The organism is Azospirillum isscasi, assembly GCF_030849505.1.
GTDB classification, from domain to species: Bacteria; Pseudomonadota; Alphaproteobacteria; order Azospirillales; family Azospirillaceae; genus Azospirillum; species Azospirillum isscasi.
Window position 1 is genome coordinate 37391 of the sequence record NZ_JAUJFI010000022.1, and the last position, 9903, is coordinate 47293.

Sequence of the window (9903 nt, forward strand, 5' to 3'; positions counted from 1 at the left end):
TCCTCTCAGCCTTCGGCCAGGAAATCCCGGATCGCATCGACGACGAGCGTTTCCTTCTCCCGGTGCGGCACATGCCCGGTGTCGGGAAGAATCCGCGCGCTTCCCCGCCCCGCGGCGATGCGTTCGGGATGCCCGTTCGAGCCGTACTCGTCCCGGTCGCCGTGCAGAGCCAGAACCGGGCAGCGGACCGCCGCCAGGGCATGATCCAGGGTCCAATCGGCAAAGCCGGGCGAAAGCCACGTCTCGGTCCAGGCGTCCAGCACCCATTGGGCCTTGGCGCCGTGATACCGCGCCAGCCGCGCGGCGTTGGCGGGGTCCTGAAAATCCTGCTTCGCGGCGCGGATGCCGGCGAGGGTTTTTTCTTCGACGAAGGCTTGGGCGGCGATGGTCACGAGGGCTTTGCACCGCTCCGGAAAGCGGGCGGCCACCTCGACGGCCATGCCGCCCCCGACGCTGTGCCCGCAGGCGACGAAGTCCGTCACCCCGGCCTGTTCGCACAGCGCCGCGATGGTGTCCCGCGCTTCCGCGGCGACGAAGTCCAGCCCGATCCGCCCCGGGTGAGGGTCCGAGCGCCCGAATCCGAACCTGTCATAGGCGATGACCCGGCGGTGCGTTCCGGCGGCGAGCCGCTGGGGAAAGCTCCGCCACAAATCCACGCTGCCGAGCGAATCGTGGAACAGCAGGATGGGCGGCGCGCTATCGCCGTCCGCGGATTCTGGTGTCCAGCTCTTCGCGAAGAGACCGCCCGCCGCGGTCCGGATCGTCCATTCCGTCTCGGCCACGGTCACGGGTGTTTCGTCCTGTGTCGGCATGTCGGGGTCGCTGCGGTCCTGGGAACCTCCGTTATGCCCCGAAGTGCCGGGAAATGTCCGCTGAAACCTGTCGGTGCCGGTGCTGCAAGCGCTTCCTCCAGCCCGATGCCGCAGCCGGTCTCCGCCGAAGGGGCGTCGGCAGGGCTGCCCCGTTGAGCTTGGGGCCGGTGGAGGGGATGCGGGCGTGCCGATCCCTGGCCCCCGCCGCCCCGCCACGTCTTCGAGCGCCGCCACATCGGCGGGCAGCCGGTCCGGTGCGTGCTATCGACAGCGTGCAGTCGCAGGCCAACCGAAGGCCGGGCGCCCGCGGCGGGGAAGCCCCCCGCCGCGGCGTCCCGCCTCAGCGGGCGAGCCAGCCGCCGTCCACCGGCAGGACCGTGCCGTGGATGTAGTCGGATGCATCGGAGGCCAGGAACACCGCCGGGCCGCCCATGTCGGACGGAACGCTCCAGCGGCCCGCCGGGATGCGGCCCAGGATCTCCGCGCTGCGTTGCTCGTCCGCACGCAGGGCGGCGGTGTTGTTGGTGGCGACGTAGCCCGGCGCGATGGCGTTCACGTTGATGCCCTTGCCCGCCCATTCGTTGGCGAGCAGGCGGGTGATGCCGGCCACGCCGCTCTTGGAGGCGGTGTAGGAGGGCACGCGGATGCCGCCCTGGAAGGACAGCATGGAGGCGATGTTGATGATCTTGCCCTTGCGGCCCTGGCCGATGGCGTAGCGCCCGAACGCCTGGCACAGGAAGAAGACCGTCTTGATGTTGATGTTCATCACGAGGTCCCAATCGGCCTCGGTGAAGTCCACGGCGTCGGCGCGGCGGATCAGCCCGGCGTTGTTGACCAGGATGTCCAGCCCGCCGAAGGTGCCGACGGCCTCCTCCACCAGCCCTTGGACCGGGGCGATGCTGGTGAGGTCGGCCTTCATGGCGTGGAAGCGGCGGCCGGCGGCCTCGACGAGGCCCCTGGTCTCGTCCAGGGGAACGACGTCCACGGCGGCGATGTCGGCGCCGGCCTGGGCCAGCGCCACGGCGATGCCCTGGCCGATGCCGGTGTGGGCGCCGGTGACCAGGGCGACCTTGCCCGAAAGGTCGAAGGGATGTGCCTGAGCCATTGTCTTAGTCCTTCTCGGCGTCCGGGGATCAGCGCAGGTCTTCCATGGGGATGAAGTCCATGTCGGTGAAATCCTGGTTGTCGCCGGCCATGGCCCAGATGAAGGTGTAATTGCGGGTGCCGACGCCGGAATGGATCGACCAGCTCGGCGAGATCACCGCCTGCTCGTTGGCGACGACGACGTGGCGCGTCTCGGACGGCTCGCCCATGAAGTGGAAGACGCGGGCCGGCTCCGGCAGGTCGAAGTAGAAATAGACCTCGCAGCGCCGGTCGTGCGTGTGGCACGGCATCGTGTTCCACATGTTGTTCGGCTTCAGCACGGTCATGCCGAGCACGAGCTGCGCGGTGCGGCAGACGTCCGGATGGATCATCTGGTAGATGGTGCGCTCGTTCGACTGGGCCGGGTCGCCCAGATGCACGGCCTTGGCCTGTTCGATGGAGATCTTCATCGTCTCGAAGCGGGCGTGGGCCGGGGCGCTGTTCAGGTAGAACTTCGCCGGGTTGGCCGGGTCCAGGCTTTCGAAACGGACGTCCAGGCTGCCCATGGTGATGTAGAGGCAGTCGCGCGGGGCGAGATCGAACACCGCCCCGTCCACCGTGATGCGGCCCGGACCGCCGACGTTGACGGCGCCCAGCTCGCGCCGGTCGAGGAAGTTGGGCGAACCGATGGCCTTGGCCGATTCCAGCTTCAGCGGACCCGACACCGGCATGGCGCCGCCGACCACGAAGCGGTCGATGTGGCTGTAGGTGAGGACGATGTCGTCCGCCTCGAAGATGGACGGGACGAGGAAATGGTCGCGCAGCTTGGTGGTGTCGTAGTTGCGGACGTCGTCCTGGTGTGACGCATGCCGGACGGTGATCTTCATGGCGGTGTCCTCGTTTGGTGTTTTTCGGGGCCGGTCGGCGGCCAATTCAGGGACCAGTGAAGAAGAACGGGTTCGCCCCCTGGGCCTGGGGGATGGAGGTGAGAAGGCCGTCCAGGTGAACGGCCATGCGGTCGGCGGCCAGGGCCGGGTCGGCGTCGGCGATGGCGTCCACGATGCCGGCATGTTCGGCCAGCACATGGGCGAGGCGCCCCGGCTCCGGCAGGGTCAGGCGGCGGTAGCGGTCCACCTGGACCTTCACCTGCTGCGCCATGCTCCACAGGCCGGGATAGCCGGCGATCTCCGCGATCAGGGCGTGGAAGCGCTCGTCGGCCTCGTGGAAGGCGTCGAGGTCGCCGTCCTGCACCGTTTCCTGCTGAAGCACCAGATTGGCGCGGAGGTTGGCGATCTGGCTGCCGGTGGCGCGCTGCGCCGCGTAGCGGACGGCGGTGCTCTCCAGCGAGGTGCGGATGACGATGGCCTCGGGCAAGGCGCTCACCGGGATGCGGGCGACGAAGGTGCCCACCTGCGGGAAGATCTCGATCAGCCCCTCGTCGGCCAGCCGTTGCAGCGCCTCGCGCACCGGGGTGCGGCTGACGCCGAAGGCTTCGGCGATCTGCTTCTCGACGATGGGCTCGCCGGGCTGGCGGCGCATCTCCACAATGTCCGCGCGCAGCGACCGGTGGATGGCCAGCATGGTGGACGCGCCCCGCGCCGGCCCGCGGGACGGCTTCACCGCACCCCGCGTGGCGGCGGGACGGCTGTTGCTGGCGGGCGTCGGGGTGGTCGGCATGTCCATGACTGCACCTGTTTCACCGGCAGGGCCGGTCCTAGTGAGCATATTAGTATATTAGTGTCAGGGTGCAAGCTGGAAATCGCGGAGTCCACACTCTCCGGTTTTTGCCCAGCGGGCTTTTTGCCCAAGGGGATTTTGGCGGGCGAGGAAGGGGCGTGCCGGGGCGCCGCTGTCCGGTCGCCGCCGGTTTGCCGTCAGCGGTGCCATGCTGTCGCAGCCCGCAATTCGCGTAATAGGGTGCATTGTAATTTCATAAAAATTAGGTGATATTTTCGCGACTTTCGCCGGTTGCGCCGGAGGAAGCATGTTCAAATTGCCTTGATGACAATAGGAAAACACAAATGTCCGCTGCATCCGCCGCTCATACTGTCTCCGAAGAGCGACTGATTGGAAAAATTCTTGCCATTGCGGCGGCTGTGGTGATTTTTTCATTCTCTGTATTTTCGATTTATAACGACATTTATCAGAGCCGCTCCATCACTTCCCGTGTTCATGAGCAGACCCGCGAGTTGGGTGGTGCGGCGGTGGGCAGCATCCGCAACTGGCTCGACGGTCGCATCCTGCTCGTGGAGAATTTGGCGCAGAACCTGCCGGGCTACCGTGACCCGGAGCAGATCCGCCCGCTGCTGCGCCGCGACAGCCTCGCCAACACCTTCTTCTCGATCTATTACGGTCAGGCGGACGGCGTGCACACCAACAACTCCGGGCGGCCGCTGTCGGCGGGCTACGACCCACGCCAGCGTCCTTGGTACAAGGCGGCCACCGCCGCCAACGCCTCGGTGCTGACCGAGCCCTACATCGACGCCGGCGCCGGCGGCAATCTGGTGCTGACCATCGCCACGCCGGTGCGCGCGGGCGGGGGCGAGACGCTGGGGGTGACCGGAGCCGACCTGAAGCTCGACACCTTGACGCGGATTCTCGGCTCGGTCGGCTTCGGCGGCATCGGCCACGCCTTCCTGATCAACGCCGAAGGCAAGGTGCTGATCCACCCCGATTCCGCCAAGGTCATGAAGCCGATGAGCGAGCTGTTCTCCGGACCCTCGCCCAAACTGGACGGCGGCGTCAGCGAAACCGTGCTGGATGGCCGAGAGATGCTCGTGACGTTCTTCCCCGTGGAAGGGCTGCCGTCGGTGAAGTGGCTGGTGGGGCTGGCCATCGACAAGTCGGACGCTTACGCCGAACTGACCCAGTTCCGCGTGTCCGCCACCGTCGTCACCGTGGTTTCCGTCATCGCCATGCTGGGGCTGTTGGGCTGGGCCCTGCACGCGGTGGTTTCCAAGCCGCTGCTGAACATGACCCGCGTGATGGGCCGGCTGGCCTCGGGCACCCTGTCGGTGGACATTCCGGGCGGCGAGCGCCGCGACGAAATCGGCGCCATGGCCCGCGCGGTGAAGGTCTTCAAGGACAACGCCCATGAGGTGGCGCGGCTGGCGCAGGCCGAAGCGGCGGAGACCGCGCGCAAGGAGGCGCGCATGCGCCGGCTGGAGAGTCTGAACGCGGCGTTCGAGGCGCAGGTCAGCCGCGCCCTGGGGCAACTGTCCACCACGGCGGCGGAGATGGAGAACGTCTCGCAGGCCATGTCGTCGCTGGCGGCGGGTTCGCAGCAGCAGACCCAATCGGTGGCGGCGGCCACGGTGCAGATGTCGTCCAATGTGGAGGGCGTCGCGGCGGCGGCCGAAGAGTTGTCGGCGTCGATCTTCGAGATCGGGCGTCAGGTGCAGACGTCGCTGCGGGTCGCCAACCAAGCGGTGGACGGGGCCCGCCACACCAGCAACACCGTCGCCGCCCTGTCGGAAGGGGCGCAGAAGGTGGGCGACGTGGTCTCGCTGATCGCCGACATCGCCGCGCAGACCAATCTGCTGGCGCTCAACGCCACCATCGAAGCGGCGCGGGCCGGCGAAGCCGGCAAGGGCTTCGCCGTGGTCGCCAACGAGGTGAAGGTTCTGGCGACCCAGACGGCCCGGGCGACCGAGGACATCTCCGCGCAGATCGCCGACATGCAGGCGGCGACCAAGGGGACGGTGGCGTCCATCCAAGGCATCAGCGCCACCATCACCGAAATGAACGGCATTTCGTCGGACATCGCCACGGCGGTCGAACAGCAGGGGGCCGCCACCAGCGAAATCGCCCGCAACACCCACGGCGCGGCGGAGGCGGCGCGGGAGATTTCCGGCCGCGCCGATCATCTCCGCGATGCGGCGGGGGAAACCGGCGACACCGCGCAACGGGTGCTGACCTCCGCCCACGAGGTGACCCGGCAACTGACCGCCATCAAGAATGAGATCGGCGGCTTCCTGCGGGAGATCAAGGAATGATACGAACGGCGCCTGAAGGCTTCGTTCGTATCACCCTCTCGCACCTTGCTTGCGCAAGGTTCTGTCGGGTTGGACCGGCGCCGCTCGATGGAAGCATTCAGGCACCGCCGGTATGAGCCTCTGGCCGTCCATTGCCGGAGGCTTTGCAAAAAAGTGACGGGGTCGTGTCGATTTCGCTTGAGCCCCGGCTTCGGCACGGCTATATCAGCGCTCCCGCGTCACCCCAAGAGACGCGGGATGCAAGAGTAGACGATGCGCTTGTGGCGGAATTGGTAGACGCGCTAGGTTCAGGTCCTAGTGGCTGAAAGGCCGTGGGGGTTCGAGTCCCTCCAAGCGCACCAACACCTCTTGTGTTGGTCTGAGAGTATAGTGGGGCCATAGCTCAGCTGGGAGAGCGCTACAATGGCATTGTAGAGGTCAGGAGTTCGATCCTCCTTGGCTCCACCAACTCTCCCCTTCCCGGCAGGGCGCCGGTTTTCTCCCAAATTTTCGACGGCTCCGACGCAACGCCGGCCTTCCCGAACGGGGACGGCGGGCTAATCCGTAGGGGCCTTTGCCGCGGCGGCGTGATCGGTTGGATGATGGCTCACCCAATCGAACGAATCCCCGGAGACGTCCCGTCATGCCGACACCGCCGCACGGATCGCCCGACAGCGGGTTGAAGCCGTTCATCCTCGCCATTCATCGCGAGGCGCTGGAAACCGCTGCTGCCAAGGGGCTGACCGGCACCCTGGCCGAGGTCGCCGCCCTTCAGGACACCGCCAGCCTCGCCTCGGCCAAGGCCGGGCGCCCCGTCGCGGAAGAGGAGGTGATGCGCCTCCTGCTGCGGGAGCGCCGCATCCGGAAAGTACAGGCCGCGGCGGAAGCGGCGCCGGTTCCGGCGGTCAGGAAGCCGGCGGCGGCGCCCTCGCGCTTCCGCCTGGGGCGCTGGCGGACCGTCCCGGCGGGCATGACCCGTCCGGCATCGGCGGGCATGGCGGGCATGGCGGGAAAGATCCCGCTGTAAGGGCCGGGGACCGCGCAGGCCCGCCATGCCCGCCGATGCCGGACGGGTCTTCGTCACCGCCGACCCACCGTCGTGCGGGCCGATGATCGGAACGAAAAAGGGCGGCGGGACATTCCCGCCGCCCTTCCCGCGGACACCGTGATCGGAAAAACCGGGTCAGGCGGCCTGATGCAGGCGCGCGTTGAACAGCGGCCCCTGGCTCTGGTGGCGCAGCGCCTTGGCGACGGCCAGCACGGCGAGGTCGGCCAGCGGCTCGACGATGATGACGGTCATGTAGGCGGCGCCGAAGGAGGCGACCTCAACCATGGTCTCGGCGGTGAAGCCGTGGCCGTAGAAGGCCCAGAAGGCCACCCAGGCGACGATGCCGCCCTGATAGGCGGTGGAGAGGGCCAGCGCCTGCGAATACTTCAGATCGACGTAGGGGGTGGCGTCCGGAACGATCCGCTTCGCCAGCAGGCTGATGCCCCACAGCGGGACCAGCAGCGTGGTGACGTTCATCCCGTACTGCGGCAGGTCGAACGGAGCGAAGAACAGGCCCTGGATCAGCAGGCCGGCGGCAAGGCCGATGGAGGCCGCACCGGCGCCGAACAGCAGAAGCAGCGTCGAACCGAGGATCAGGTGGACCTCCGACACGCCCACGGGGTGGTGCGGGAACACCTCAAAGAAGGAGAAGACCAGCGCGGTGGCGATCAGGCTGCGCAGCACCAGCGGAGCGACCCCGCCGTTGCTGCGGATGTCGTTGTGCGCCAGCTTTCCGGCCATGGCGAAGCCGCCGGCGGCGGTCGCGTAGCTGAGGGCGATCTTGGCGCCGTCCACGACGCCGGGTTCGATGTGCATGCTCTATGCCCTTTCCGAGTCTGCCATGCGTTGGGAGGGGCGTCGTTGCTGGCAGGCACCGGCATCGCAACCCCCTTGGTCCCCTGAGTGAGGCGCACCGGCGGGACGGCTTGCGGGAGACGGGCGGCCTTCGGGCCGGACATCGGCAAGCGGCCACCGGGGCACCCCGCCCGAGGACGTACGTTCGGTTACGGCAGGTCTCCTGGCTCGCGGGTCAAGGCGGCATCGTCCGGCCTTCCCGGCACCCTTACCCGAAGGCGGCGCCAGTGACACGGAAAGGACGAGACCGCTCACCGCTCACAGTTGCGGGGGCAGCGCCGGATTTGCCGACCCTCCCCGGAATGGGGCGGCGGTGCACCGGCTTCCCTCTTAGCCCCACAACCGGACGGCGCGGGGAACCATAACCGGCGCCAGGGTAGGGGCGGGGGTGCCCGCCGTCAAGAGGGGGATCGGCGATCGCCCCGCGGCGGGGGTCCGCGGCGACCGAACGCCTTGCCTTGACACCGCTCCGCCCGCCAACGACAAGATCGTGCGGACGGCGTAACGCCGGACGATCCGGCGAAGGACGGGATTGCGGCATGTTACCGGTTCATTTCCTGACCATCGTGCTGAACGGCGATCCCTTCATCCGCTACCACCTGGACGTTTTCCGGCAACTGCCCTTTCCCTGGCGCTGGCACATCGTGGAAGGGGTTGCGGAACTGGTGAACGACACGGCCTGGAGCGTGACGCAGGGAGGGCGCGTTCCGCAGGATCTCCACCGCGACGGCCGCAGCAGCGACGGCACGTCGGCGTATCTGGACCGGATCGCCGCGGAGGAGCCCGAGCGCGTTTCGGTCTACCGCAAGCCGCCGGGCCTGTTCTGGCACGGCAAGCTGGAGATGGTCTCCGCACCGCTGGCCGCCATGACGGAGGACTGCCTCCTCTGGCAGATCGATGCGGACGAGCTGTGGACGGCGGAGCAGATCGCGCGGGCGCACCGGATGTTCCTGGACGCGCCGTCGCGCACGGCGGCGCTGTATCTGTGCCATTTCTTCGTCGGGCCGTCCCTGGTCCTCGACAGGCTGGACGGCTACGGCAACCACCGCGCCTACGAATGGCTGCGGACGTGGCGGTATCGGCCGGGGGATTTCTGGCACTCGCACGAGCCGCCCCGGCTGATGCGCGCCCTCCCCGACGGCGGCGCCGCCGACCTCGGCGCGGCCAACCCCTTCCTTCACGAGGAAACCGCGGCGGGCGGGCTGGTCTTCCAGCATTTCGCCTACGCCACGAAGGAGCAGGTCGCGTTCAAGGAGGTCTATTACGGCTATGGCGGCGCGGTTCGCCGGTGGGACGCCCTGCAGGCGGCGGGGCGGGACGCGGGCGGCGGCGCCCTCCCGCTGCGCGATTTCTTTCCCTGGGTGACCGACGCGGCGACCGCCGTGCGCGCCGAGCATTCCCTGGTGGAGCCGCTGGCGCGCCCGGACGCCGATGGGCGTTGGGCCTTCGTCCCGCCGGCCCGGGGCGCCTCCATGGCCCCGGCGGTGCAATTGCTGCGGGAATCCGGCCCGGCCATCCGCCGCCGCACGCTGGTCCCCGGAGAGCCGCCGCCCTTTCCGGCCGACCTCATCCGGAGCGTCGGCGTCTTCCTGCCGGACGGGCTCGGCGGCGCCCTGCGGGCGTCGGGCGTCCTGCGGGAACTGCGGCGGGCCTTGCCGCTGGCGCGGATCACCGTCTTCGCGACGCCGGACGCGGAACCGGCCCTCGCCCTGTGCCCCTATGTCAACCAGCGGGTCAACCTGCCGCCGCTGACGGGGCGGGCGCCGGACGACGCGCTGGTGACCGCCGTCCGCCAGGAGATCGGCCAGCGGTTCAACGGCGCCTTCGACCTGACCGTCAACCCCCGCTGGGGCGAGGACGTGACTTTCGCCAACCGCCTGATGAAGGACACCGGCGCGCCGCTCCGCCTCGGCCACAAGGTCGGAAGGCCGGTGCGGGGCTATTACGCCGACGCCTTCCTGACCCACATCGTGCCGGTCCCCGCCGAGCCCTCCGCCGCGGCGCGCGACGCCGGCCTGCTGGGCGCGCTGACCGGCGGACCCGTGGACCCGGCCACCGAGGTCTGGACTTCGCCCGAGGGCGAGCGCGCCGCCGCGGCGCTCCTGGCCGGGGGCGTTCCGGCGCGCTGGCG

The 9903-nt window shown here is 68.7% G+C and carries 9 protein-coding genes, 2 tRNA genes and 1 riboswitch; of the genes, 5 read left to right on the plus strand and 6 right to left on the minus strand.

Annotated elements, in window-relative coordinates:
* Nucleotides 1–5 precede the first annotated feature (5 nt).
* The 5 genes from QSG27_RS07055 to QSG27_RS07075 all read right to left on the minus strand — a co-directional run bounded on the left by QSG27_RS07055 (nucleotide 6) and on the right by QSG27_RS07075 (nucleotide 4007).
* Complete coding sequence (locus QSG27_RS07055) at nucleotides 6–812, minus strand: alpha/beta fold hydrolase (protein ID WP_306704581.1); 807 nt, start codon at nucleotides 810–812, stop codon at nucleotides 6–8.
* A 340-nt stretch (nucleotides 813–1152) separates the two neighbouring features.
* Nucleotides 1153–1917: a 2-dehydro-3-deoxy-D-gluconate 5-dehydrogenase KduD gene (gene kduD / locus QSG27_RS07060; RefSeq protein ID WP_306704584.1), complete on the minus strand. Its 765-nt coding sequence runs from the start codon at nucleotides 1915–1917 to the stop codon at nucleotides 1153–1155.
* 28 nt (nucleotides 1918–1945) lie between these two features.
* Entirely contained in the window at nucleotides 1946–2782 is an 837-nt protein-coding gene (gene kduI / locus QSG27_RS07065; RefSeq protein ID WP_306704586.1) for a 5-dehydro-4-deoxy-D-glucuronate isomerase, read from the minus strand.
* Between the two features lie 46 nt (nucleotides 2783–2828).
* Entirely contained in the window at nucleotides 2829–3578 is a 750-nt protein-coding gene (locus QSG27_RS07070; protein WP_306704588.1) for a GntR family transcriptional regulator, read from the minus strand.
* Between the two features lie 57 nt (nucleotides 3579–3635).
* Complete coding sequence (locus tag QSG27_RS07075; protein ID WP_306704596.1) at nucleotides 3636–4007, minus strand: hypothetical protein; 372 nt, start codon at nucleotides 4005–4007, stop codon at nucleotides 3636–3638.
* Here QSG27_RS07075 and QSG27_RS07080 point away from each other — a divergent pair.
* The 4 genes from QSG27_RS07080 (at nucleotide 3917) to QSG27_RS07095 (ending at nucleotide 6896) form a co-directional block, all read left to right on the plus strand.
* The gene (locus tag QSG27_RS07080) at nucleotides 3917–5890 is read left to right on the plus strand and encodes a methyl-accepting chemotaxis protein (protein WP_306704589.1); all 1974 of its coding nucleotides are present in this window, start codon (nucleotides 3917–3919) and stop codon (nucleotides 5888–5890) included. The genes QSG27_RS07075 and QSG27_RS07080 overlap by 91 nt on opposite strands.
* A gap of 254 nt (nucleotides 5891–6144) precedes the next feature.
* A tRNA-Leu gene (locus QSG27_RS07085) sits at nucleotides 6145–6231 on the plus strand.
* A 30-nt stretch (nucleotides 6232–6261) separates the two neighbouring features.
* A tRNA-Ala gene (locus tag QSG27_RS07090) sits at nucleotides 6262–6337 on the plus strand.
* A 175-nt stretch (nucleotides 6338–6512) separates the two neighbouring features.
* A complete protein-coding gene (locus QSG27_RS07095) occupies nucleotides 6513–6896 on the plus strand; it encodes a hypothetical protein (protein WP_306704590.1) in 384 nt (127 codons plus the stop codon).
* Between the two features lie 156 nt (nucleotides 6897–7052).
* On the opposite strand, the gene QSG27_RS07100 is transcribed toward QSG27_RS07095, so the two are convergent.
* On the minus strand, nucleotides 7053–7733 hold the full coding sequence (locus QSG27_RS07100) for an energy-coupling factor ABC transporter permease (protein WP_306704591.1): 681 nt from the start codon (nucleotides 7731–7733) through the stop codon (nucleotides 7053–7055).
* 175 nt (nucleotides 7734–7908) lie between these two features.
* A riboswitch (cobalamin riboswitch) is annotated at nucleotides 7909–8151 on the minus strand.
* Between the two features lie 160 nt (nucleotides 8152–8311).
* Here QSG27_RS07100 and QSG27_RS07105 point away from each other — a divergent pair.
* Nucleotides 8312–9903: glycosyltransferase family protein (locus tag QSG27_RS07105; protein ID WP_306704592.1), on the plus strand; the 1592-nt coding region annotated here is incomplete at its 3' end.

Coding starts and splice junctions, on each gene's coding strand:
- QSG27_RS07055 (WP_306704581.1), bottom strand. CDS start 812: ATGCCGACACAGGACGAAACACCCGTGACCGTGGCCGAGACGGAATGG.
- kduD (WP_306704584.1), bottom strand. CDS start 1,917: ATGGCTCAGGCACATCCCTTCGACCTTTCGGGCAAGGTCGCCCTGGTC.
- kduI (WP_306704586.1), bottom strand. CDS start 2,782: ATGAAGATCACCGTCCGGCATGCGTCACACCAGGACGACGTCCGCAAC.
- QSG27_RS07070 (WP_306704588.1), bottom strand. CDS start 3,578: ATGGACATGCCGACCACCCCGACGCCCGCCAGCAACAGCCGTCCCGCC.
- QSG27_RS07080 (WP_306704589.1), top strand. CDS start 3,917: ATGTCCGCTGCATCCGCCGCTCATACTGTCTCCGAAGAGCGACTGATT.
- QSG27_RS07075 (WP_306704596.1), bottom strand. CDS start 4,007: ATGAAAAAATCACCACAGCCGCCGCAATGGCAAGAATTTTTCCAATCA.
- QSG27_RS07095 (WP_306704590.1), top strand. CDS start 6,513: ATGCCGACACCGCCGCACGGATCGCCCGACAGCGGGTTGAAGCCGTTC.
- QSG27_RS07100 (WP_306704591.1), bottom strand. CDS start 7,733: ATGCACATCGAACCCGGCGTCGTGGACGGCGCCAAGATCGCCCTCAGC.